We start from the raw sequence: 23087 nt of genomic DNA, 5'->3' as shown, positions 1-23087 counted from the left end.
ATTCAAATGAGATTTCGGACCACTCACAGACTGTTTTCGCCCACTAAAAAGAGGTTTCCAACCACTCACATATGTTTTCCGCCCACTCAAATTAGGTTTCCGACCATTCATCTCTAAACGTACATGATTCCGCTGAGAAATACACAAGGCATGTTTACTTCCCCGCTCCACCGCTTTATTTCATTCCTTTTTTTCGCTTCTTGAAAGGAGTATAATGATGAGTGGAATTATTAATGAAAAGGGGTTTAACTCACATGTATATAGAAACATTGGAAAAAAGCATATATGATTTAATTACTGAAACATCTACGAATTTGCCGAAAGATGTACGTCGTGCAGTCAGTAAAGCAAAAGCTGCTGAAAATGCTGGAACTCGCGCAGCGATGAGTTTAGATACTATTGCAACAAATATTCAAATGGCTGACGATAATGTTTCACCCATCTGTCAAGATACTGGTTTGCCTACATTTAAAATAAAAACTCCAATTGGTGTTAATCAATTAGAAATTAAAGCGGCAATCAAACGTGCAATTGTTACGGCTACGAAAGACTCTAAATTGCGACCAAATGCTGTTGATTCGTTAACTGGCGAAAACAGTGGCGACAACTTAGGTGAAGGTGTTCCAGTTGTAAAGTTTGAACAATGGGAAAAGGATTACATAGAAATGAAGCTCATTCTTAAAGGCGGCGGTTGTGAAAACAAAAACATTCAATATAGCCTGCCTGCTGAACTGGAAGGAATCGGTCGTGCTGGACGTGACTTAGATGGCATTCGTAAATGTATTCTTCATTCTGTTTATCAAGCACAAGGACAAGGTTGCTCAGCCGGATTCATTGGTGTAGGAATTGGTGGCGATCGTGCCTCTGGATATGATCTAGCTAAAGAACAATTATTCCGATCAGTTGATGATGTAAATCCACATGCACAACTTTCTGAACTTGAAGAATATATTGTTGAGAAAGCAAATACACTTGGAATTGGCACAATGGGTTTTGGTGGAGAAGCTACTTTACTAGGTTGCAAGATTGGTGTCATGCACCGAATTCCAGCGAGTTTCTTTGTATCAGTTGCTTATAACTGTTGGGCTTACCGTCGTTTAGCAATTAATATTAACCCGACGACAGGCGAAATTGACGAATGGCAATATCAAGATGGTGAAAAAGTAGAGTTCAAAGATGATGATGCCGACAAATCATCTGATGAAGCAGCTTCTCGAATTGTTGAACTTCGTGCGCCAATTAGTGAAGAAGAAATTCGCAAATTACAAGTTGGCGATGTTGTTAAAATCAGTGGCATGATGTACACAGGTCGTGATGCAATTCATAAATATCTGTCTGATCACGATGCACCACTAGACTTAAATGGTCAAATTATTTATCACTGTGGCCCTGTTGTGTCAAAAGACGAAGAAGGTAATTATCACATTAAGGCTGCTGGCCCTACCACGTCAATTCGAGAAGAGCCGTATCAAGGCGACATTATGAAAAAATTTGGTATTCGAGCTGTTATGGGTAAAGGTGGCATGGGACCAAAAACACTTGCTGCGCTTAACGAACATGGTGGCGTCTACTTAAATGCTATCGGTGGAGCTGCTCAATACTATGCGGATTGTATTAAAGGCGTAGAAGGCGTAGATTTGATGCAGTTCGGTATTCCTGAAGCTATGTGGCATTTACGTGTTGAAGACTTCACAGCGGTAGTTACAATGGATTCACACGGCAATAGTTTACATGCAGATGTGGATAAATCTTCTCTTGAGAAATTAGCACAATACAGTGATCGTGTCTTTAAATAATTAACTCGATTGCATTCTATAAATCTTCTATGTTATAATAATTCTAAACTAATAATAATTATTGAGATGCTGGTATTCCCTATGGGAGTGCCAGCTTTTCGCACATTAATAGGGTTGTGATATTGACTATCATTATCAGGAGGAATGAACATGGAAGCAATTAAACAATATGATTCTTCAACGATTCTTAGCCGCTTAAATCCGCATCGCGAGTTAATGGCAGCCGTTTTTTCTGGGGTGTTAATAATTTTTGCTTGGTATGTAGGTAGAAGTGATGAAAATTCATTATCCATAGCTTTATATTTACTTGCCTTTTTAATTGGAGGATATGCACAAGCAAAAGAAGGAATTTTGCATACTATTCAGCGGAAAGAGCTAAACGTAGAATTACTAATGATTATTGCGGCAATCGGTTCATCAATTATTGGTTATTGGACTGAAGGCGCTATACTTATTTTTATTTTTTCTTTGAGTGGTGCCCTCGAAACTTACACGATGAACAAAAGTAAAAAGGAATTATCTAGTTTGATGAATCTACAGCCTGAAGAGGCGTGGCTATTAGATGCAAACGGCCAATCTAGTCGCGTCCATGTTAAAAATCTACAGGTAGGAAATCGGTTACTTGTCAAACCCGGCGATCGCATACCAGTTGATGGACTGATTATCACTGGGAGTACTTCTGTTGATGAAGCTGCTATTAGTGGTGAATCGATTCCCGTTTATAAACACACAGGTGATGAGTTATTTGCGGGAACTGTAAATTTAAATGGCGTTTTAACAATCGAAATGAAGAAAACAAGCAGTGAATCGTTAGTACAAAAAATCATTAAACTTGTTCAATCTGCTCAAAGCGAAAAATCACCAACCCAACAATTTATTGAGCGGTTTGAAGGTAAATATGTAAAAATTGTTCTTATTACTGTTGGATTAATGTTGTTCCTCCCCCACTTTATATTTGGTTGGGATTGGACTACAACATTCTATCGTGCGATGGTTTTACTTGTTGTTGCATCACCATGTGCACTAGTTGCTTCCATTATGCCTGCGACGCTTGCAGCCATATCAAACGGAGCAAAAAACGGCTTGTTATTTAAAGGTGGAGTTCACTTAGAGAATATTGGTAATTTGAAAGCAATAGCCCTTGATAAGACTGGGACTCTCACACAAGGAAAACCTATAGTAACAGATTTCATCGTTCGGGCTGGATTAGATGAACAGTCGGTATTAACAACTTTAGCGAGCATAGAATCTCAATCCACACACCCTCTCGCTAAATCCATAACATCATTTGCTGTCTCGAAGGGTGTTACTACCTTTCCTATATCAATAATGGAAGATGTACCAGGTTGGGGAATCAAAGCGGATATTGATTCGAAAGAGTGGAAAGTTGGTAAGAGAGCATTTGTGGGATTTAATGAGGCTAAGTTGTTTCAAAATGATGTAGCCCTTCGTTTAGAAGAACAAGGAAAAACGGTCATATTCACTGCAGACCAAGACGGAATCATCGCAGTGGTTGCGCTTAAGGATACTGTTCGACCTGAATCAAAAGAAGCTATTACATTATTGCGAAAAGCTGGTATTTATACAATTATGTTGACGGGTGATAATGAACGGACGGCAAAAGTCATTGCAGAAGAAGCTGGAGTTGATGACTATATCGCGGAATGTTTACCAGAAACAAAGGTCACAAAGATGAAAGAACTTCTCGCTAAATATGGAAACGTCGGAATGGTTGGTGATGGCATTAATGATGCACCAGCTTTAGCTACAGCCACTCTTGGTATCGCAATGGGTCAAGGTACCGACGTTGCACTAGAGACAGCAGATGTAGCACTAATGAAAGATGATCTATCACGCATAACGTACGCGATCGATTTGTCTCGAAAAATGAATCGTATTGTAAAACAAAATGTCTTTTTCTCAATATCGATAATTGTTCTTTTAATTATTAGCAATTTCTTTCAAATTATCAATTTGCCCCTTGGTGTCATCGGCCATGAGGGCAGCACGATTCTTGTCATATTAAACGGTTTACGTTTACTTAATATCAAATAAAAAGCAGGAGCTTCTATATGACAGCTCCTGCTTTTTTCATTGCTGATTTTTCTTTACGCTCTTGCATTACGGCATTAATTTGCCCACCAACCATTAAAATGATTCCCGAGAAATATAACCACATCATTAGGACGATAATTCCACCTATACTTCCATAAGTTGCAGAGTAATTAGCAAAACTACTAACATATAACGAAAATCCTAGTGATACTAGAATCCATCCTAATGTAGCAAATATTGCTCCTGGAATCACACTTTTCAAGTATAATTTACGGTTTGGCGCAATCCAATATAACAGCATAAATACTACAAAAATCATAACTGGTGGTATTGTCCATCTAATACTACTCCAAACATTCAAGAAGCCTTGCTCGTATCCAAAGTACGAGAACAAGAATGTGCCAATTTGTTCGCCAAATACAGGCAATACTAAAGCTATGACGAATAATGTAATAAGTAATAGAGTGAAAATGACTGAAATACCTCTCGCTATAAAGTAAGGTCTGGTCTCTTCAAGGCTATAAGAACGATTAAGTGACTTAGTCAGGGCATTCATGCCGTTTGATGCAGACCATATGGTGGCGAATATCCCAATTGATAATAAACCGCCATTTCGATCGTTAAGAACTTCATCTAATGTACCTTCGATAAGTGTATAAACTTCAACAGGTGCATATGTACGTAAAATATTAAAAAGCTGGTCTTCTTGTAAATTTAAATAGGGTAATAGTGTCACCATAAAAATCAACAATGGAAAAAGTGCTAATAAGAAAAAGAAGGCAAGTTGTGCACCTAAAGCCGTCACATCGACATATTGAATACGTGCTAATAATTCTTGAAAGAATCCTTTTGATGATGTTACATCAAAAGGATAATCAGGACCTTTACGTTTCTTTTTTTTAAATTGCATTAATTTTAATTTACTTAAGAAATTAGATGAAGAGCTGGATTTTTGGCTGCCTCTCGGTTGAATAGGTTTGTCTTCGATCGCCATTTAATCATTCCCTTTCTTAAGTGAATTCTTTCTCATCATACACGTGCTCAGGTAGCAATGGCATTTCGAAATCATCTTCTTCATTTTTTACAATGGATTTATATTCTTCTTTAGAGTGGACAAATGCATCTTTAGTATCTGTTACAAGTGTCTTCACTTGTGGAGTCAATTCTTTTATTTCTTCAACTTTGTCAGTAATATATTGTGCATCTTGTGTAAATTGATTATATACAGTTTGAAGCTTATCTGCTTTTTCTTGTAATTTCAGTTTTAAGTCTTCACGATTTTTCGAATAATACCTAACATCATAAGATACTGTTTTCAATCTAAATTTAACATCTTCACGTGTTGCACGATCAAACAAACTTATTCCTGCACCTGCAATTGCTCCAACTAGCATACCTTTGACAAATTTACTTTCACTCATTAATAAAACCTCCCAAGATTAAATTTCAATGTGCTTTAATATACCCTTCTCTGCGCATATTAAAACAATTCCTTACTTTAATTTGACAATTTTTCTGTACCATGAAATGATTAACCATAATGTTTGAAAGGCAGGAATCGCAAATGAACTTAACTCAACCATCTCAAGAAAATGTAGAATACATGATTGACCAAATAAAGGAAAAACTTCGTATGGTCAATGTAGACGCTATGAAATCCGATAATTTTGATGACTCTCAATATGAAGAATTGCACGATTTGTACTCTATGGTTAAAAAACGTTCTACTTTTAGTCCAAGTGAAATGCAAGCCATCGCTTCTGAACTGGGATCATTACGTAAATAAGCAGGAAAAATCCTTTAGCTCATGCTAAAGGATTTTTTTATATTGAACCACGTACCAACTTCCCTCTTGAATGATTTTCTGTATACCTAAAAAGAGGTCAATTTCTTAGCCGTCTTTGTAACCGAATCACTAACTTCTATCCCTTCGAATTGAGAATTAGGGAATCGTTCATCCAACCGTTTTATATTCACCTTCGCCACAACCTATGTCCAGCACTCGTTGCTTATCATTTTCTTTTAATAATTTCGCGATTTTTGGTAAAGCTATAACTTCTAATAATCGACTTGTTTGTGCAACTGTGTCTGCATGTTTTTCTGAGTCAAAATGATTGCAGTTCCTGTTACGCATCATGTCTGGATACGTAAGTAAACTAGGTATATGTAATTCCATCATTTCTTTCAATATAACACCTGAAGATGATTCTGCTTTAGGTCGTGGTAGCTTCAGTTTTATATCGCTTACGGCTCATTGGTTTTAAGTGACCAATCGATACTCCAACATTAGTCCATTGATTAAGCAGAATTTCATCTATCTGATAAGCATCTGCAACGTCTGCAACTTTTACCCCGCGCTCAAAGGCTTTAAATAAATCTAGTTCATACCCTACATATGCATGCCAGGAATATAAAAAAAGGACATTACGTTTCATCCATAAACGTGCTTTAAACATTTTCATTACATCAATCATTGTCATCCCTCCCATCTTTATATTCTCTTATGTAAATACACGCAAGGATTAAGCCATAAACCTGCCAATGTGCTACAAAACACCTTTCCATTTAAGAGAAAAACACCGTTGAGAGTTCTCAACGGTGTTCATTAATTACATCTGGTATTGGATCTGAGGGAACTGTTTAATAATTGCTGACGAGATTTCGTCTGACATCTCCAAAGCCTGCCTTTCAATTTCATCAAACGTATTTATTGATGATGGATAGTCTTTTTGAAGCAAGAACGCCGCTTCTTTTTTGGTTAAGTCCAAGTGTTCGTAAAACATCTTTCTCATATCTTGCTGTGAGATATATGGGTTGATAGAACTTAAAAAGTTAACGATGTCATCTGCGTTGGCATGCCATTTTTTATCGATAGACTCAACACTTTGCATGTCTCCGGCTTTAGCCGCCTTTACCAAATCTGCAGCGATGACTAAATGGTCTTTAATCAAAGCGCTATATTGGTTTCCTAATTGTTCACCATAGAAAGGTTTAAGTGCGTTCCCCATATCAGGAGCATTTCTTAATAATCGTGTCAATACTGCATCTAAATCTGCTGAATCATTAATCAAACTAGTAATAACAATTCTTGTCCAATAGACATGTTGTTCCCAAAGTAACCGCATCGTATTTCGTAACTCAAGTTCAGCGCGACTAATACAAGGCGTGTAGTAAATTCCTGTTGGATAAACGTAATACATTACATACCTCCAATTCGTAATCTATATATATTATTCTGGATGCTCAATTGTGGTACCTAAATTAATCAAAATTTAACTCAAGTATTGGAAGCGTTATCACATTGAATTTCCTTTGAATAATTTTATTTTCATTAAATATTGTTATATTCTTTCGTTACTCGAACTTTGCAATTGATTTACTCCTTAGAATATTGCTACTATAGAATTAGCTTGTATAAAAAAGGAGATAACCTAATGACATCTTTTAATGAAAATTTAACTAAATATGCTGAGTTAGCTGTTAAAGTGGGAGTAAATATTCAAAAGGGACAAAGTTTATATATTACGGCTTCAATTGATAATCCTGAGTTCGTTCGTTTATTAACAAAAACGGCTTATGAAGTTGGTGCAAAACAAGTATATGTTGACTGGACAGACGACGTGATTACACGTACACGTTTTGAGCTTGCTCCAAGTGAATCATTCACAGAATATCCAGCTTGGAAAATACAAGAACGTGAACAACTAGCTGAACAAGGTGCGGCATTTATGAGCGTTGTGTCTTCAAGCCCTGATTTATTAAAAGGCATTGATTCTTCACGCATTGCGGCATTCCAAAAAACGGCGGGAACAGCCTTATCGAAATATCGTCAATATGTTCAGTCTGACAAGATTAGCTGGACTGTTATTGCAGCCCCTTCTAAAGCATGGGCAGCTAAAGTATTCCCTGAGGTAGCTGAAGATCAACAAATATCTGCATTATGGGAGGCAATCTTTAAAGCGGTTCGTGCGGATGTCGAGTCTCCTATCGAGGCTTGGTCGAAACACGATGACACACTACATGAAAAAGTGGATTACTTAAACGAAAAGAACTATCTCAAATTGCATTACACTGCTCCTGGAACGGATCTTACAATTGAACTTCCTAAAGGTCACTTATGGTGTGGAGCTGGAAGTGTTAATGAAAAAGGCGAAACATTCATGGCAAACATGCCTACTGAAGAAGTATTTACAGTTCCTTTGAAAACGGGTGTAGATGGAGTTGTTTCTAGTACAAAACCATTAAGCTATGGAGGGAACATCATAGACAATTTCAAAATCACTTTTGAAAAAGGACGTATCGTAAAAGTAGAAGCGGCTGAAGGACAAGAAGTATTACAACAATTAGTAGATACAGATGAAGGCGCGAAGTATTTAGGAGAAGTTGCATTAGTTCCTCATCATTCCCCTATTTCAGAGTCAGGATTACTATTCTATAACACTTTATATGATGAAAACGCGTCGAATCATTTAGCAATCGGTAGCGCCTATGCATTCTGTTTAGAAGGAGGGAAAAAAATGTCACAAGAAGAGTTAAAAGAAAACGGCTTAAATCAAAGTATTACACATGTTGACTTCATGATTGGATCAGATCAAATGGACATCGACGGGATTTTAGAAGATGGATCTAAAGAACCTATCTTCCGTAGTGGAAACTGGGCGTTTTAATTAGGCAAAATATATTAATTCAAAAAGCAGCCTTTCTAGGAAGGCTGCTTTGTTATGACTTAACAATTTGTTTACATTTTAACAACAACAAGATAACAGCAAAATGACAGAGTGCTTCTTATTACTTATTTTATTCTACCTACAACCTCCTAAATACCCAAAAATCCCTGCAACAATTGATAACTACCATTAAGTACCATATGGTATATGTACTATAATCCTCTATACTAATGTAGCAAACCGTTTTAAGGAGGAATCTGAATGTTTTCAGGAATAGATTTAGGGATAGATTTAGGAACAGCTAATATCCTTGTATATACAAAAAATAAAGGCATTATTTTAAATGAGCCATCGGTAGTAGCGGTGGATACAAAAACAAGACAAGTTATTGCATTTGGTGAAGAAGCGAAGAGTATGATTGGTAAAACTCCAGGTTCTATTACAGTTATTCGACCATTAAAAGATGGGGTCATTGCTGATTTTGATGTTACAACTGATATGTTACGCATGGTAATGAGAAAAGTAGGAAAAAAACTAGGAAGCTCTATTCGTAAACCTAATGTTATGGTATGTACACCATCTGGTGCAACATCAGTAGAACGCCGTGCAATTCATGATGCGGTTAAAAATAGTGGTGCTAAAGAAGTTCATCTTATTGAAGAGCCTGTAGCGGCGGCTATAGGTGCCGATCTTCCGGTTAGCGAGCCAATTGCTAGTGTCATAGTTGATATAGGCGGTGGGACAACTGAAGTAGGAATCATTTCATTTGGTGGGGTTGTTTCATCAAATACAGTTAAAATCGCAGGTGATCGCATGGATGAAGACATCATTCATTTTGTTCGCAAACAATTCAACGTGTTGATTGGTGAACGTACTGCGGAAAGAATCAAAATGGAAGTCGGTTATGCTTTAGTTCCACACACTTTAGAAACAATGGAAGTACGTGGGCGTGACGTTATGACAGGTCTTCCAAAGACTATTACAATTAGCTCCGTTGAAGTACAAGAAACATTAAAAGAATCATTATTATCGATATTAGAAGCGATTCGCGTAACGCTTGAAAGTTGCCCTCCAGAACTTTCTGGAGACATAGTAGATCAAGGTGTTGTATTAACAGGTGGCGGTGCTTTATTAAAAGGGATGCAAGAATGGTTATCTAACGAAATTTCTGTTCCTGTTCACATCGCTCCGCAACCACTTGAGTCTGTAGCAATTGGTACAGGACGCTCACTAGTCATGATGGATAAAATACAAAAAGTTGCCCGTTAATCACAAATGAAACGGACAACCTGTAGGGCGAGATGATTCTGTCATCTCGCTAATTTTTTTGAAAAGTTTTGGTCGTTTTTGCTTAATAAAATTTGGAGACAATTCTTCATTAATGATTCCTTGGTGAAAAATGGGTGTCAATGCAGGAGAAACTGGTGGAATAAGCCAAGTCCAATCCCCTTTCACTTCCCTTTGTTGTTTTTCTTCTTTTTCACGAAAGGCCTGGAATTGTTGAGCAGCTGTATAATGGTCTACCATTTGAACACCGGCTTGTCTAAAAGATGCATACACAGCATGTTGCAATTCAACTAAAGCTCGGTCTCTCCAAAACGTTGTCGTACTCGATGTATCAAGCTTTAACTGATTCGCAACGTCTCTTAATCGATTGTATCGATAAGAGTCCACTAAATTCCGTGCCGCAATTTCTGTCTCCATATACCAACCGTTAAACGGAGCTGGATAGGACAATCCACCAATTTCAAGATAGCGATCTGAGATGATTGGCACAGCATACCATTTTAAATTCAGAGGTTTCCAGTCTAAATTAATTGGATGGTCGATTTGTACTTCTAGAACTTCTTCTTTTGCGATTTGTACTACACTTGGAGGCTCCTCATTCCATTGAAATAGAACCGGTAAAATATCATAAGGTGTACCGTCTCCTTGCCAACCTAAACGTTCCGCAACTCTTGTTAATTCTAGATTAGCTGGATCTCCTATTATCTTCCCAGATTCTTTCTGATAACCAGCGTAGCGAATTAATTGAGGGCTCCACAATTGGACTTTATGGGACGAACTAATTTCCGGAAAAATAGTAATGGTTGATCGGATCTTCCCGCCATTAGTGGCATGAAGAATATGATGATGAATATGTTGTTCTATATCTTCTTGTGAAGTAACGTTCCGGGCATCAAACACATCGAGTGTTTCCCAAAATAAACGTCCAATACATTTCGCACTATTACGCCAAGCAAGCTTTGCTCCATATGTGATTTCCTCAAGGGTGTGTGTATAGGTTCCCGTCGATTCGATTTCGTCTTTTATCATACTTTGACGATTCATTATTGTTTCTTCAGAAAGTCCGTTTTCTTTACCATATTGAAAAAGAAAAGTACTCGCCTGATCTAATAGCAATGAGTTATTCATGTTTATATTCATCCTTTGTGTTTCTACATAATTCTAGTTTAATCAACATTTCCTTTAGTCTCAATGGATGTAGCGTTCTTTACGTAATTATTTCTCTTATTATGTGACATAAAAGTGGCTAAGAATGATGAAAATCATCTACAATAAGAATGTAATATACATAGGAGGTACTACCACATGACATTACTGAACGAAATACTTTCTTTCAATCAAAAATTTGTATCAGAGAAACAATACGAAGAATTTACTACAACAAAATTCCCAGACAAAAAAATTGTTATTTTAACATGCATGGATGCACGTTTATTTGAACTATTACCAAAAGCTATGAATTTTAAAAATGGTGATGTGAAAATCGTAAAAAGTGCAGGCGCAGTTATTAATCATCCTTTTGGTGGTATTATGCGCAGTTTACTCGTTGCTGTTTATGAATTACATGCGGAAGAAATATACATTATCGGTCACTATGATTGTGGTATGAGTGCCATTCAACCCAAAGAAATGCTGCAAAAAATGGTAGATCGCGGTATCTCTCATGACACCATTAATATGTTGAACTACTCTGGTGTTGAATTAAACGAGTGGTTACGAGGATTTGAAGATGTTCATGAGAGTGTAAGACATAGTGTAGACATGGTTAAAAATCATCCATTGATGGTGAAAGGTTTCCCTGTCCACGGTTTAGTCATTGATCCTGCTACAGGAAGACTGGATATGGTAAAAGAAAATTAAATGCAAAAAGAGCCCACTACCATATTGGGCTCTTTTCTTATTCTGCAGAAGATTTTTTCCGTCGATACATCCACTGTTGATATTGAAAACGAATGAAACAACCAATACAAAAACCTAATATGGCTACGAGCGCAGCTAAACCAACCATTATCGTAGCAACGTTAAACATAATGGACCATTTCAGGAAATAACTGATACAAGCAATAATTAAAAACCCTACAGCTAACCACTGGTTAAATTGTAGTTGAGCATAATCTTCTTGCACATATTGATTAGCTGGTTTGGTTAAAAGCTTCTTAACGACTGCTAACACCGGATTGAATCCAGTAAGTAAGCCTAATAGACTTGAAATTAAAGGAATAAGTAAAATCCATGCTGTTTGAGTTATAAGTGAAAGGACTACTGATAATACAATTGTCCACTGATTAGCTAATACGAGAGGCTTCGGAATTGTTTTCATATTAATACCTACTATTCTTATTGGATTTATAAACATAGTATATGGCGGTTTTATTAGGATGTAAATATATCCGCCTAAGTCTCGTTATATTTCCCGGGAAATCGACATAAAAGGTTGGCTTCTCAAGTGAGAAACCAACCTTTTAGCATTATTCGCCATTTCCGCCAAGCGGCCTTACCTTTTCAATAATCATTTTCGAGAATTGCATACAAATAATGATCTTCCCATTGTCCATTAATGAATAGCAGTTGTCGAAGTAAACCCTCTTGTTGCAAATTCGCTTTTTCCAATACACGAATCGATCCGAAATTACGTGGTGACACATAAGCTTCTATTCGATGTAAACCGACAACTTCCATTCCATATTTCACAACAAGTTGAACTGCTTCAGTACCAATTCCTTTACCCACATTCATTTCATCAATAGAATAGCCGATAAAAGAACTAGAAAATGGCAGTCTTTTAATGCCATACATTGATATATGACCTACCAAGTAATTTGTTTTTACATCATATATTCCAAAACTGAATTCACGCTGATTTTTCATATGATGTAATGATTCCAAGATTTTCTCTCGTTGGACAGCAGCAGTAAAATACGAATCTTGATGTCTCGGTTCAAAAACAGACCAGTAAAATCTGTTTTTTGTTACAAGATGAGCTAATTCAACGGCGTCATCTTCGCGTAATGTTCGTAAAAAGCAGGTTTGGCCTTCAAGTAAAATCATATAAAATCACCCTTTAGATGAGGTTAATGCAAGAAACTCTTCTACGTCTTTAATACAAAGTGCTATTCCTTTTCCCCAGAAAGCGTGTTGCGTGATGTCTTCATCTAAATGTTTCATAGCTAAGTCTTCAACTGACATAATGGCCGTATCTTGAAGTAAAGCAATATACTTCTCTTCAAAACTGCTTCCTTCTTCAATCGCTTTCGCATAAATGCTCAAGCTGAATAAGTAACCAAAAGTGTATGGGAAGTTATAAAATGGTACACGTGAGATATAGAAATGAAGTTTAGATGCCCAGAAATGTGGATGTACATCACCTAGACCATCAGCGAATGCTTCACGTTGTGCTTCTTCCATTAAAGTATTTAAACGGCTAGCTGAAACAATCCCATTTTTGCGTTCTTCATAGAAACGTGTTTCGAACAAGAAACGCGCATGGATATTCATAAAGAATGCTACACTGCGTTGAATTTTATCTTCTAGTAACGCTAATTTTTCATCAGCTGTTGTCGCTTCTTTAACGGCAGCATCTGCAACGATCATTTCTGCAAATGTTGAAGCAGTTTCAGCAACACCCATAGCATATTGACGATTCATCCAGTGCACTGGTCTTAGTGCGGATGAATGGAAAGCATGACCAAGTTCATGAGCGAGTGTTGCAACATTAGACATCGTTCCGCTATATGTCATAAAAATACGTGACTGCTCAGACAAAGGCATACCAGTACAGAATCCACCTGGACGTTTATTCGGACGGTCCTCAGCTTCAATCCATTCATCTTCAAATGCTTTACGCGAGAATTTCTCAAGTTCTGGTCCGAATTTTCCGAATTGTTTTAAAATAAATTCCGCACCTTCTTGATACGAAACTTTTTGTGTGGATTCAGTTACAGGTGCATCTAAATCGTACCAATGCATAGCATCTGCACCAACTAACTCTGACTTACGCTTTAAATATTTTACAAATGGTGCTTTATGAGCGCTTATCGCTCCCCACATAGCATCTAACGTTTCTTGCTTCATTCGATTCATATCAAGTGGTTCTTTTAATACTGAGTCCCAACCACGTTTTTTATACACTGCTAATCGGAAACCAGCCATATGATTTAATGTTTTAGCAAAAAACTCTTCTTTGTCTGTCCAGGCTTGTTCAAGTGCTTCGAAAGAATCTTTACGAACTGATCCATCCGAATGAGAACTTAAGTTACTGGCTTGACCAACAGAAAACTCTTTTTCTACTCCATCAACTGTGACACGAACTTTCACGTCACCAACTAGCAAATCATAAAGTTGGCTCCACCCATGATATCCATCCACACCAAGAGCCGTAATCATGTCTTCTTCTTTTTCTGACAGCAATTCTTTTGCTTCATCTCGCCATTCGTTCAATACAAAAGAAAATTTCTTTAAACGATTATCTTGCATCAAACTAGTCCAAACACTGTCTTCAGTTCTTGACAACTGTTGTTGAACAACTAACATGGATGAAGAAAAACGAGCTCCTAATGAGCCTATTTCACCTTGTAATAAGTTTGCTTGTTTATCAGTGGTATCTTGAGCTAGATAACACCCAACGACCGCTCCAGCTTGTGATAAATTTTCAGCAACTTGTTTCGTTCCTTCTATGATTGATGCAATTTTATCAACGTCTGACTCATTTTTGGGTACATCAAATTTAGATAATGTTTGTTCAAATGAATCTAATTTTACATTTAAAGCATTCAAGTGTTCGCGAAGTTCAGGAGACGAACTTCCCCCTTTAAAAAATACGTCTAAATCCCATATTTCAGCATATGTTTTGGTAGTCAAACTCATTTCCCCCATGTCTTTCTAAATTTTCCGAAAATACTACATAATTATATCATGCTTCTTCGGCTTGCGAAACATCGTTATAAGGATTAATAGCGGGTATCCTTTTTTCAATGCACACTTGCATGATATGTTCTAGAATGGTTTTTAAAACATTAATACTTCCATTTTTCTGATCAGCTTGGTAAATTTGAATTTGTTGTTACTGTTGCATGACGTTATACTAATGTATAGGAGGTGAACGCTATGGGTCGTTTCTCAATTATGGTCATCGCACTATTTAGTGTAATTACTGTTAACGCATTAGCTAATATTTTGCCTTTAAATAATCAAACTACAGGTGAGATATCAAATCGACTTCCCGTTTTATTTACACCAGCTGGGTATGTATTCTCGATATGGTCTGTCATATACGTATTGTTAATCGTTTGGCTTGTTGGCATGTGGAAAAAAAGTAAACAAGGTGATGCTAACTATTCAACGCGCTCCACCCTGTTTATCATAAGTTGTGTGTTAAATATAGCTTGGATTTATTTATGGCATTATGAGAAATTTTTATTTACAGTCATCGTAATGATAGGATTTCTTATCACACTTCTCCTTTTATATCGAACTTATTCGGTTTCAGATAATAGTATCAAGAGCCGTTTACCTATTTCCGTATATTTAGGGTGGATCAGCGTCGCGACGATTGCTAATATCAGTTATGTTTTAACCTACTATGAATGGAATGGCTGGGGATTAAGCGACCCCTTATGGGCAGTTATTATGATGACTGTCGGTACAGCACTAGCATTACATATTCGTTACCATTATTTTGATATTACTTATGTGTTCGTCTTTATTTGGGCTTTTATCGGCATAGCTGTCCGCAATGGCTTTGAAGAATTGCTGGTCTCTACTGCCGCTCTCTTTTTAAGTGCAGTTATGCTCGCTGGTATTATTTTTATGAAGAAATCATTGTCCCACTCTAGCACGTCATCAAGAACGTAGTAGGAAAATATAATGCTATTACTTAAATAAGATAAAAAACACCAACTGCGCAATCGCTCAGTTGGTGTTTTTGTGTGTTAATTGATTTTTGTGATTAAGATTGGTTCACCCTTAGTGACAATGACTGTATGCTCAATTTGTGCAACAAGTGATTTGTCTGGCGTTAAAAAGGTCCAACCATCTCCAGATTCAACGATATGTTCCGCCTTTTCAGAAATAAATGGCTCAACAGCTAGAACCATTCCTTCTTTCAAGATAGTCGGTTCCCATGCGTCATAATAATTTAAAATATGTTGAGGCGATTCATGAAGAGATTTTCCAATCCCATGACCGGTTAAGTTCATAATGACAGTAAAGCCATTAAGTTTTGCTTCACGTTCTACAGCTTTACCGATTTGGTTTAAGCGTGCTCCCGCTTTTACTTTTAACATAGCACGATTAAAAGCACTTTCTGCCACATCACAAAGTTTTTCTATTTTCTCATAGCCTTCACCAACAACGAATGAAATGCCTGTATCTGCAAAATAGCCATTTAGTGATCCAGAGACATCAATGTTTACAAGATCCCCATCTTTAATGACGCGTGCACCTGGGATGCCATGCGCGACTTCCTCGTTAACGCTGATACAAGTGTAACCAGGGAAATCATACTCTCCTTTAGGACCTGATATGGCTCCTGTTTCTTCAAACATGCGTCCACCAAGGTCATCAAGTTCTTTCGTTGTGATACCAGCTTTTGTTGCTGCACGCATCGCGTCGCGAATCTCAGCAACGATTCTGCCTATAGTTTTTAACGCTTCGTAGTCTTCAGTAGTTTTTGCAATCATATTCTTAAAATCCTTCTTTCTCAAAATATATATCCCATACTATACCATAAGAAAAGGCGCTTTCCCATATGACAAGACTTTCTGAACATTCGGGAATTTATTCCTGATTCTTTACTTGAATTTCGCAAGCAGAAGAGGACTAAATCTTGTTGAGAATAGTTTTCGACCACTCAAAGATGGTTTCCGATCATTTGAGGTTTTTTCTGTCTCCTTGAAGACGAATTCCATCTTTCTGTAGGTACTTCTGTCACTCATCTTTCTAAAGATAGTTTATGACCACTCACAGGCAATTTACGACCACTCAAAGGTAGTTTACGACCATTCACAAGCAGTTTCCGACCACTCAAAGATGGTTTCTGACCATTCGAGATTTTTTCTGTCTCCTTGAAGACGGTTTCCATTCATCCGTGGGTAACTTTGTCACTCATCTTTCTGAAGACGGTTCCCATCTTTCTGTAGGTACTTCAGTCACTCATCCTTCTAAAGTCAGTTTTCGCTCACTATTAAACTATTTCCAACTATACAAATCAGTTTATGTCCATTTGCTTCGAAATGTACATGAGTTCATTCATCTCCAAGATTAGACTTTGCTTGGTTCAAGCAAACGTTGCGCTGTGATAAATAGTATTGAACACACTATTGCTGTGAGTAAGAATATCGGAATCATGTAGGTTGCGTTATAAATAATCGAATACGTATACAAGTTTTCGTTTTCTGGAACATACATAGCAAAGAAGAAGATCCCAGTAATCGTGTGAACTATATAACGTAGTAATGACGCAATCAATACAGCCGAAACAATGGTAATTATCATATTTCTACGTTTATACTGTTGTGCATAATTTAAATATTGAGAACGGAATAAACCTGCGATTCCCACAACACCGTATGCAATTAAATAGTCCAGAATGACTTGCATGACTACAAAACTAAACGATAATGGGGCTACAGAGATTAATCCTGAAACAATCTGTAACAATCCTACTAATAAGCCAGTGATGACACCAGCTAAAGCACCTCTACGAAACGCCATTAATACAATTGGCACCATCACTAAACTGACTGATCCCCCTTGTGGCATTTTAAAAGCAACGAAATCCAATACAAATCCTAACGCGGCAAAGATTGCAATCTCGACTAACAACAATACTTTTTTATTTCTCATCTTTCTTCCTCCTTTTACGATGTACTGCAAACCGCATGTCAGGGTGAAAAAAAACACAAAAAAACGACCTCTAGGACAGAGCCTGACGTCGTTGGAGTCGGTTTCTATCCACATCCCTGCGCAAGCATTAACTTACAGGTTCTAAGGGTTAGAACTTTTTGGTTCACTCTCAGCCATTTCAGGCTCCCCTTGTGGTACTTACATCTATTTTTGATAATACGGGTTAATTGTACAGAAAGAGGGAAATAGAAGCAAGAGGGTTCAGTCGTTCTGTGACTTTTATCGAGTCAATCGATATACTGAACATACAAGATTAATAAACTAAGGATGTGAAGGATCATGATCGAGATGTTGAAGAATTTAGTGGCAATCAAAAGTGATACCGAGGAAGGTGCTAATGATGCACTTCGCTTTTGTTCTAAGTGGCTTGACAGTCATGAAATTACACATGAAATTATTGAAAACGAAGGACGATTAATGATCCACGCAGAGATTGGGCAAGGAGACACTACAATTGTTTGGAATGGACATGTAGATGTTGTACCTGCAAAAATCGAACAATTTAATCCTATTATTGACGGTGATCGTCTGTATGGTCGTGGTTCTGCGGATATGAAAGCGGGCGTTGCAGCAATGATGGAAGCTTACCGTCGCATTTATTCGGCACGAGAGGAATTAAAACAACGTATCATCTTACACATCGTAACTGATGAGGAAACTGGTGGTCGAAAAACATCTGGTCATCTAGTTGAGATTGGACGAACAGGTGATTTTGTTATATGCGGAGAGCCCACACACTTGAAACTCAGCGTTCAATCAAAAGGAATCTTACATGCTAATGTAACGCTTTTTGGAAAAGCAGCACACGGTTCACGTCCTTGGGAAGGAACGAATGCTGTTGAAGCTTCCTATTTGTTTCATGAGAAGCTAAAAACATTGCCTTTCACGAAGGCAAGCAATGAGTATTATGAATATCCTTCAATTAATTTGGCTAAAATTCAAGCAGGTGATCGGTATAATGTAGTGCCTGATCAATGTGAAGTCAATTATGATATTAGGTTTGTGCCAGGTCAAAACTGGGAAGATATTATCGAAGAAATGACTGAACTTGCACAATCAATCAATCCGAAAAACATCGTTAAAGCTGGAGGCAAAACACCTGCAATTACAACCACTGAAGATAATCCTTTTGTTCAATCACTGGCTCTCGTAACAGCTGAAGTAACACAAAAAGATGCTGTGTTATTTGGGCAACATGGTGCTGCAGATACCCGCTATTATGCTAAGACCGGTGCTGGTGCAATAGAATTTGGTCCTAGCGGTGAGGATTGGCACGGACCGAACGAATACGTGTTAATTTCTTCTGTGGAACAATATGCAGATATTTTAACAAAACATGCGTTACGTTGAAACCAATTACAGGATAATCCGTATAAGTAACTACTATCGTTTAGAGGAGGAGTAGTTTTGGATAATCGTGTATTATCCGCTTTATGCTATTTTAGTGTTTTTTTTGCTCCATTTTTATTGCCACTAATTGTTTACTTTATTTCCCCAGATACGGATGTAAAGTATCATGCAAAACGGTCGTTCCTTTCACACTTAATTCCTGTAGCTCTAGGTATTATTGGATTTTTTGTTTTAATGGTTAGTTCATTTTCGATGTTTAATACTATGGATTACTCAATGGCTCCAGATGTCACTTCCTCTTTTGATTTCATGGCAGCTGGTATTCCTTTATTGTTTATGTTGCTCTATGGCATTTTATCCATCGTAGTACTGATTTGGAATATTGTGCAAGGAATTAAAGTAATACAAAAGGTTTAATATATTTTAATTCGGGAAATACATCACTATACAATAGTGATAGGAGCGATATAAATGAAACTTGGTAAATTAGTTAAAACGGTGATAAAATTTGCACCCATCATTATTCCAATCGTGAAAAAAGCAATGGATAAAAAGAAAACTACTAATACCGCATATTCACGTAAATAAAAAGTTGGAACTCATAAAATTGAGTTCCAACTTTTTTATATGAGCGGCTTTAATTCAGCTAACGCTAACAATTCTTTACCTAGTAAGGACGAAGGCAAAATTGCAGATTCATCAGTATCTTTGGTAAGGCTTTGTTGTTGCATAATCTTCTCAAACGTAAGAGGATTTGCTGGTGGAATTTCATTTTTCACTACCTGCATAGCACCTTTTGCATACACATTGAAAAAGCTGTTTGCCATGTCTCTATATCCTTCTACATTTGGATGTACATCTGCTGGATTTGGTACTTTTCCAGTCGCATTATCCCCAAATGCAGCGTCAACTGACACGAATTGCACATCCGCTTCTTCCGCTACTTTTGCTAAAATTTCATTCAGTCGATTCAATTGTTGAGCGATGCCGGCTTTCTGTGAGTCACGAGCATGTGGATATGCAAAATAATACCCCATTACATACACTTGTGCTTTTGGTGCTATTTTTTTTAAGTCACTGAGAATGTTAATCATATTTTTCCGAACGTTGTTTAATGAATAATCTACAGGAATTTGTTGAAATGTTAATGAACCTGACTTCGCATCTGATTGTATCAAACGTAAAAGATCATTCGCTCCAGCTGAAATCGTAATGACGTTTGCATTTTGAAGCAAGGGTTTCGCTTCTTTAGATTGCAACCGCTCCAGCACATCTGTTGTTGTAAACCCTGGAAATGCTAAATCTTTCGAAAAAAAAGCAAGCGGTTGATTACGTCCAATTTCTTGGGCTATTAAATCACTGTATCCCGTATCAATTTCACGAGTAGGTGTTTGACCAGCGGCGAGAGAATCTCCGAGTGCCACATACGAAACCGGCCCAAATACTTGAGCGCTAGTTTGAATAGGTACAAGAAATAAACCCATGACTACAAAAAGAATAATTAATTGTTTTTTTATCATAGATTAAAATGCCCAGTTGCCTTTTCGGAAAATTGCTTCGATTGTTCCATCGTGACGTTCACCATCAATATCCATCTCTCCGCTACCAATCATGAAATCTTCATGAGTAATCGATGTGTTTAACCCTAATGCTTGAAGTTGTGCTTCTTCTAAATCACGAGCACCTTCAACACAAGTTGGGTAAGCTTCACCAATCGCTAAATGGTTTGATGCATTTTCATCAAACAAGGTATTGTAGAACAAAATTCCTGATGATGAAATAGGTGATTCATGAGGTACTAAGGCTAACTCTCCAAGGTAGCATGATCCTTTGTCGTTTTGAAGCAACTGTTGCAGTAAATCATTTCCTTGTTCTGCTAGTGCTTTGACGATTTTCCCATTTTCAAAGGTCAAGGTAAACCCATCAATAATATTGCCTTGATAGACAAATGGTTTTGTATTACGGACATGCCCGTTAACACCTAATTTCAAAGGAGCTGTATACACTTCTTCAGTTGGCATATTGGCAATAAATGCAGTTTGATTAGGTGTTCTACTAGCACCAGTCATCCATAAATGTTTTTCTGGTAATTCGATTGTTAAATCTGTACCAGGAGCTTTATAAATAATTTTCTTAAATCTTTTATCATTTAATGCACTAGCACGTTTTTCTAATTCACGAATATGTTTCTTCCACAGTTCGACAGCATTGCCTTCACCAATACGCACTGTTTTAAAAATGGCGTCCCATAAAGCGGGAACTTGCTTATCTTGTGGTAAGTCTGGAAAGACTTTTTTCGCCCACATTTCAGATGGTATTGCGACAATTGACCAAGAAATTTTATCTGACATAACAGAAGCACGATATTTTTCTAACGCACGTCCTGCTACTTTTTGTTGATCAGATATGCGTTTGGCAGGAACACCTGCTAATAAATCAGGATCTTCCGCATCGATCCATAATAATGATCCTTGTTGATCAATTAATTCATCTCTTTGAGTGACCACCCATGCAGGAAACTCATGCATTTCAGAATCAGGTGCTAGGTCATAAAAAGCACGATTTGTGGGGCCATCTGCGAAATTAACGTGGACACGTTTCGCTCCTGCTTCGTAAGCCTTTTTAACAACTAAACGAGTAAAATCAAGAGTATCTGTAGTCGTGTTTATTAACACATACTGGCCAGGTTGGACGTTTATTCCTACACGTACAGCTAAATCCGCGTATTCTGTTAATTTTTCTTCAAACGTCATTTCTTTCTCCCCTTTTGTAGCAAGGTTTTAGAAGAACCTTCGATTAACGTACCTTGATCCCATACTTTTTGAACGGGTTTCGATGGTAACTCTTTCGTCCATTTTTTATAATTTTTTTCATCTGTGTAAGTTAATAATGATAATACTTCTCCATCAGCACCTGCCCGACCTGTTCGACCTGAACGATGCAAATATGGCTCGATCATATGTGGTACATCGACATGAATAACATGTGTCAAGCCTTCAATATCCAAACCACGAGCTGCAATATCCGTAGCAATTAAGATGCTTACTTCACCTTTACGGAAAGAAGCTAATGCTTGCTTACGTTCTTCTTTTTTCATATCTGAATGTAAGGCAACAATTTTAGCATCTCGGAATTTCAATTTCGATTCTTTCATTAGCAACTGATCTAGATTGTTAACAAATGCTAATCCTCGTAATCCATCCATATGTGCTAACCGTCTTAGTAAATCCGTTTTATCGCGCTCTTCTACTTTTACAAAGGAATGGACTACCTTCCCTTGTGCAGGTAACTCTTCATGAGTTACATGAATGCGGATAGGATCTTTCATCAAGCGACTAGCTACTAACTCGATTTCTTCAGTAATCGTTGCTGAAACGACTACGATTTGTCGGTCATGATTAGCTCCTTCAATAATTGCTTTTGCCACATTCCGATGTTCTCTTGCTAATAACTGATCACCTTCATCTAATACAATATGTCGTAAATCATGAAGCTTAAGTTTCTTAGCTTTCATTAATTCATGCAAACGACCTGGCGTTCCTACCACAATTGTGGGTTTTTTCTTTAGTTTCTCTAGTTGACGAGCCATATTGGCTCCACCAATTAATTGAGCAACTGTAATGTCAGTTCCTTCTGTCCATTCACGTAGCACTTCGACAATTTGCATCGATAGCTCTTGTGAAGGAGCAACGATAATTGCTTGCGTTTTTTGTAGTAAACCATCCACTTGATTAAGGATTGGCAAAACATAAGCTAATGTTTTACCTGAACCAGTAGGAGATTGCGCTACAACGTCTTTCCCGTCTAGCATGTACGGGATTAATTGTGTCTGAACAGGCATCTCATAGCTGAATTTCCATTTGTTTTGAAGTTCGGGTTTTAAGTTTTCGATAAATGACATTGGATACTCCACCTTTATATATACATGCACTTATTGTACCATAATTCGCTATTTTAAGCCTTTTCCTGCTAGGAATAGTAGTTTTTTTCATAATAAAAACTCTGTCCCTAGTAGGGACAGAGTTAGTTA

Annotated in this window: 23 protein-coding genes and 1 riboswitch; of the genes, 9 read left to right on the top strand and 14 right to left on the bottom strand. The window is 37.4% G+C overall.

Going from position 1 to position 23087, the window contains the following annotated elements; all coding sequences use genetic code 11:
- The first annotated feature begins 254 nt into the window (after nt 1-254).
- The gene (locus AC1DOS_RS08440; RefSeq protein ID WP_477537139.1) at nt 255-1796 is read left to right on the top strand and encodes a fumarate hydratase; all 1542 of its coding nucleotides are present in this window, start codon (nt 255-257) and stop codon (nt 1794-1796) included.
- A 144-nt stretch (nt 1797-1940) separates the two neighbouring features.
- Nucleotides 1941-3851 (top strand): heavy metal translocating P-type ATPase, encoded by a 1911-nt coding sequence (locus tag AC1DOS_RS08435; RefSeq protein ID WP_477537138.1) that lies wholly within the window; start codon nt 1941-1943, stop codon nt 3849-3851.
- A 13-nt stretch (nt 3852-3864) separates the two neighbouring features.
- Here the strand turns inward: AC1DOS_RS08435 and AC1DOS_RS08430 are convergent, their stop codons facing one another.
- Together AC1DOS_RS08430 and AC1DOS_RS08425 are read right to left on the bottom strand one after the other, a co-directional pair.
- On the bottom strand, nt 3865-4845 hold the full coding sequence (locus AC1DOS_RS08430; RefSeq protein ID WP_477537137.1) for a YihY/virulence factor BrkB family protein: 981 nt from the start codon (nt 4843-4845) through the stop codon (nt 3865-3867).
- 16 nt (nt 4846-4861) lie between these two features.
- The gene (locus AC1DOS_RS08425; RefSeq protein WP_477537136.1) at nt 4862-5272 is read right to left on the bottom strand and encodes a YtxH domain-containing protein; all 411 of its coding nucleotides are present in this window, start codon (nt 5270-5272) and stop codon (nt 4862-4864) included.
- Nucleotides 5273-5415: 143 nt separating this feature from the next.
- Here AC1DOS_RS08425 and AC1DOS_RS08420 point away from each other — a divergent pair, with 143 nt between their 5' ends.
- The gene (locus tag AC1DOS_RS08420) at nt 5416-5637 is read left to right on the top strand and encodes a DUF1128 domain-containing protein (RefSeq protein WP_024533862.1); all 222 of its coding nucleotides are present in this window, start codon (nt 5416-5418) and stop codon (nt 5635-5637) included.
- A gap of 168 nt (nt 5638-5805) precedes the next feature.
- Here AC1DOS_RS08420 and AC1DOS_RS08415 read toward each other — a convergent pair whose 3' ends face one another.
- The 3 genes from AC1DOS_RS08415 to AC1DOS_RS08405 all read right to left on the bottom strand — a co-directional run bounded on the left by AC1DOS_RS08415 (nt 5806) and on the right by AC1DOS_RS08405 (nt 7051).
- A complete protein-coding gene (locus AC1DOS_RS08415; protein WP_477537135.1) occupies nt 5806-6030 on the bottom strand; it encodes a hypothetical protein in 225 nt (74 codons plus the stop codon).
- 34 nt (nt 6031-6064) lie between these two features.
- Nucleotides 6065-6325, bottom strand: coding sequence for a hypothetical protein (locus AC1DOS_RS08410; protein ID WP_477537134.1), 261 nt, complete (start codon nt 6323-6325; stop codon nt 6065-6067).
- A 135-nt stretch (nt 6326-6460) separates the two neighbouring features.
- A complete protein-coding gene (locus tag AC1DOS_RS08405) occupies nt 6461-7051 on the bottom strand; it encodes an acetylglutamate kinase (protein WP_477537133.1) in 591 nt (196 codons plus the stop codon).
- A gap of 234 nt (nt 7052-7285) precedes the next feature.
- Here AC1DOS_RS08405 and AC1DOS_RS08400 point away from each other — a divergent pair, with 234 nt between their 5' ends.
- A complete protein-coding gene (locus AC1DOS_RS08400) occupies nt 7286-8518 on the top strand; it encodes an aminopeptidase (RefSeq protein ID WP_477537132.1) in 1233 nt (410 codons plus the stop codon).
- Between the two features lie 261 nt (nt 8519-8779).
- On the top strand, nt 8780-9787 hold the full coding sequence (mreBH, locus tag AC1DOS_RS08395) for a rod-share determining protein MreBH (protein WP_108587857.1): 1008 nt from the start codon (nt 8780-8782) through the stop codon (nt 9785-9787).
- On the opposite strand, the gene AC1DOS_RS08390 is transcribed toward mreBH, so the two are convergent.
- Nucleotides 9788-10933: a nitric oxide synthase oxygenase gene (locus AC1DOS_RS08390; RefSeq protein WP_477537131.1), complete on the bottom strand. Its 1146-nt coding sequence runs from the start codon at nt 10931-10933 to the stop codon at nt 9788-9790. It lies immediately after the preceding gene.
- A 177-nt stretch (nt 10934-11110) separates the two neighbouring features.
- On the opposite strand from AC1DOS_RS08390, the gene AC1DOS_RS08385 reads away from it, so the two are divergent.
- The gene (locus AC1DOS_RS08385; protein WP_477537130.1) at nt 11111-11665 is read left to right on the top strand and encodes a beta-class carbonic anhydrase; all 555 of its coding nucleotides are present in this window, start codon (nt 11111-11113) and stop codon (nt 11663-11665) included.
- Between the two features lie 37 nt (nt 11666-11702).
- Here the strand turns inward: AC1DOS_RS08385 and AC1DOS_RS08380 are convergent, their stop codons facing one another.
- From AC1DOS_RS08380 to AC1DOS_RS08370, 3 genes are all read right to left on the bottom strand, one after another.
- Nucleotides 11703-12125 (bottom strand): DUF4395 domain-containing protein, encoded by a 423-nt coding sequence (locus AC1DOS_RS08380; protein ID WP_108587860.1) that lies wholly within the window; start codon nt 12123-12125, stop codon nt 11703-11705.
- A 182-nt stretch (nt 12126-12307) separates the two neighbouring features.
- Nucleotides 12308-12853, bottom strand: a complete 546-nt coding sequence (locus AC1DOS_RS08375) for a GNAT family N-acetyltransferase (protein WP_108587861.1) — start codon at nt 12851-12853, stop codon at nt 12308-12310.
- A gap of 6 nt (nt 12854-12859) precedes the next feature.
- The gene (locus AC1DOS_RS08370) at nt 12860-14662 is read right to left on the bottom strand and encodes a M3 family oligoendopeptidase (RefSeq protein WP_477537129.1); all 1803 of its coding nucleotides are present in this window, start codon (nt 14660-14662) and stop codon (nt 12860-12862) included.
- A 246-nt stretch (nt 14663-14908) separates the two neighbouring features.
- Between AC1DOS_RS08370 and AC1DOS_RS08365 the strand changes: the two genes are divergently transcribed.
- Complete coding sequence (locus AC1DOS_RS08365; protein WP_477537128.1) at nt 14909-15655, top strand: TspO/MBR family protein; 747 nt, start codon at nt 14909-14911, stop codon at nt 15653-15655.
- Between the two features lie 77 nt (nt 15656-15732).
- Here the strand turns inward: AC1DOS_RS08365 and map are convergent, their stop codons facing one another.
- Together map and thiT are read right to left on the bottom strand one after the other, a co-directional pair.
- Nucleotides 15733-16482 carry a type I methionyl aminopeptidase gene (gene map / locus AC1DOS_RS08360; RefSeq protein ID WP_108587864.1) on the bottom strand — a complete coding sequence of 250 codons (750 nt, stop codon included), beginning with the start codon at nt 16480-16482 and terminating at the stop codon, nt 15733-15735.
- Between the two features lie 580 nt (nt 16483-17062).
- Nucleotides 17063-17647 (bottom strand): energy-coupled thiamine transporter ThiT, encoded by a 585-nt coding sequence (thiT, locus tag AC1DOS_RS08355; RefSeq protein ID WP_477537127.1) that lies wholly within the window; start codon nt 17645-17647, stop codon nt 17063-17065.
- Nucleotides 17648-17743: 96 nt separating this feature from the next.
- Nucleotides 17744-17847: riboswitch (TPP riboswitch) on the bottom strand.
- Between the two features lie 139 nt (nt 17848-17986).
- Here thiT and AC1DOS_RS08350 point away from each other — a divergent pair.
- Nucleotides 17987-19057, top strand: coding sequence for a M20 family metallopeptidase (locus AC1DOS_RS08350; protein ID WP_477537126.1), 1071 nt, complete (start codon nt 17987-17989; stop codon nt 19055-19057).
- 57 nt (nt 19058-19114) lie between these two features.
- Nucleotides 19115-19474: a magnetosome magnetite crystal formation protein family gene (locus AC1DOS_RS08345; protein ID WP_477537125.1), complete on the top strand. Its 360-nt coding sequence runs from the start codon at nt 19115-19117 to the stop codon at nt 19472-19474.
- Nucleotides 19475-19680: 206 nt separating this feature from the next.
- Here the strand turns inward: AC1DOS_RS08345 and AC1DOS_RS08340 are convergent, their stop codons facing one another.
- The 3 genes from AC1DOS_RS08340 to AC1DOS_RS08330 are packed head-to-tail and all read right to left on the bottom strand — an operon-like array spanning nt 19681 to nt 22958.
- The gene (locus tag AC1DOS_RS08340) at nt 19681-20577 is read right to left on the bottom strand and encodes an SGNH/GDSL hydrolase family protein (RefSeq protein ID WP_477537124.1); all 897 of its coding nucleotides are present in this window, start codon (nt 20575-20577) and stop codon (nt 19681-19683) included.
- A 3-nt stretch (nt 20578-20580) separates the two neighbouring features.
- On the bottom strand, nt 20581-21810 hold the full coding sequence (locus AC1DOS_RS08335; protein WP_477537123.1) for an aminopeptidase: 1230 nt from the start codon (nt 21808-21810) through the stop codon (nt 20581-20583).
- A complete protein-coding gene (locus AC1DOS_RS08330; RefSeq protein WP_477537122.1) occupies nt 21807-22958 on the bottom strand; it encodes a DEAD/DEAH box helicase in 1152 nt (383 codons plus the stop codon). The genes AC1DOS_RS08335 and AC1DOS_RS08330 overlap by 4 nt, the downstream gene beginning before the upstream one ends.
- Nucleotides 22959-23087 lie beyond the last annotated feature (129 nt).

Source organism: Paenisporosarcina sp. P5_A11 (genome assembly GCF_056400705.1).
The sequence above is the reverse complement of the archived record's forward strand: the minus strand, read 5'-3'. Positions and strand labels throughout refer to the sequence as shown.

Bases quoted from the DNA above. Each gene is read 5' to 3' on its own strand.
- AC1DOS_RS08365 (WP_477537128.1), top strand. From the start codon at position 14,909: ATGGGTCGTTTCTCAATTATGGTCATCGCACTATTTAGTGTAATTACT.
- AC1DOS_RS08335 (WP_477537123.1), bottom strand. From the start codon at position 21,810: ATGACGTTTGAAGAAAAATTAACAGAATACGCGGATTTAGCTGTACGT.
- AC1DOS_RS08400 (WP_477537132.1), top strand. From the start codon at position 7,286: ATGACATCTTTTAATGAAAATTTAACTAAATATGCTGAGTTAGCTGTT.
- AC1DOS_RS08390 (WP_477537131.1), bottom strand. From the start codon at position 10,933: ATGAATAACTCATTGCTATTAGATCAGGCGAGTACTTTTCTTTTTCAA.
- AC1DOS_RS08380 (WP_108587860.1), bottom strand. From the start codon at position 12,125: ATGAAAACAATTCCGAAGCCTCTCGTATTAGCTAATCAGTGGACAATT.
- AC1DOS_RS08350 (WP_477537126.1), top strand. From the start codon at position 17,987: ATGATCGAGATGTTGAAGAATTTAGTGGCAATCAAAAGTGATACCGAG.
- AC1DOS_RS08385 (WP_477537130.1), top strand. From the start codon at position 11,111: ATGACATTACTGAACGAAATACTTTCTTTCAATCAAAAATTTGTATCA.
- mreBH (WP_108587857.1), top strand. From the start codon at position 8,780: ATGTTTTCAGGAATAGATTTAGGGATAGATTTAGGAACAGCTAATATC.
- AC1DOS_RS08330 (WP_477537122.1), bottom strand. From the start codon at position 22,958: ATGTCATTTATCGAAAACTTAAAACCCGAACTTCAAAACAAATGGAAA.
- AC1DOS_RS08435 (WP_477537138.1), top strand. From the start codon at position 1,941: ATGAACATGGAAGCAATTAAACAATATGATTCTTCAACGATTCTTAGC.
- AC1DOS_RS08430 (WP_477537137.1), bottom strand. From the start codon at position 4,845: ATGGCGATCGAAGACAAACCTATTCAACCGAGAGGCAGCCAAAAATCC.
- AC1DOS_RS08415 (WP_477537135.1), bottom strand. From the start codon at position 6,030: ATGATGGAATTACATATACCTAGTTTACTTACGTATCCAGACATGATG.
- thiT (WP_477537127.1), bottom strand. From the start codon at position 17,647: ATGAGAAATAAAAAAGTATTGTTGTTAGTCGAGATTGCAATCTTTGCC.
- AC1DOS_RS08440 (WP_477537139.1), top strand. From the start codon at position 255: ATGTATATAGAAACATTGGAAAAAAGCATATATGATTTAATTACTGAA.
- AC1DOS_RS08405 (WP_477537133.1), bottom strand. From the start codon at position 7,051: ATGTATTACGTTTATCCAACAGGAATTTACTACACGCCTTGTATTAGT.
- AC1DOS_RS08375 (WP_108587861.1), bottom strand. From the start codon at position 12,853: ATGATTTTACTTGAAGGCCAAACCTGCTTTTTACGAACATTACGCGAA.
- AC1DOS_RS08410 (WP_477537134.1), bottom strand. From the start codon at position 6,325: ATGATTGATGTAATGAAAATGTTTAAAGCACGTTTATGGATGAAACGT.
- AC1DOS_RS08340 (WP_477537124.1), bottom strand. From the start codon at position 20,577: ATGATAAAAAAACAATTAATTATTCTTTTTGTAGTCATGGGTTTATTT.
- map (WP_108587864.1), bottom strand. From the start codon at position 16,482: ATGATTGCAAAAACTACTGAAGACTACGAAGCGTTAAAAACTATAGGC.
- AC1DOS_RS08425 (WP_477537136.1), bottom strand. From the start codon at position 5,272: ATGAGTGAAAGTAAATTTGTCAAAGGTATGCTAGTTGGAGCAATTGCA.
- AC1DOS_RS08420 (WP_024533862.1), top strand. From the start codon at position 5,416: ATGAACTTAACTCAACCATCTCAAGAAAATGTAGAATACATGATTGAC.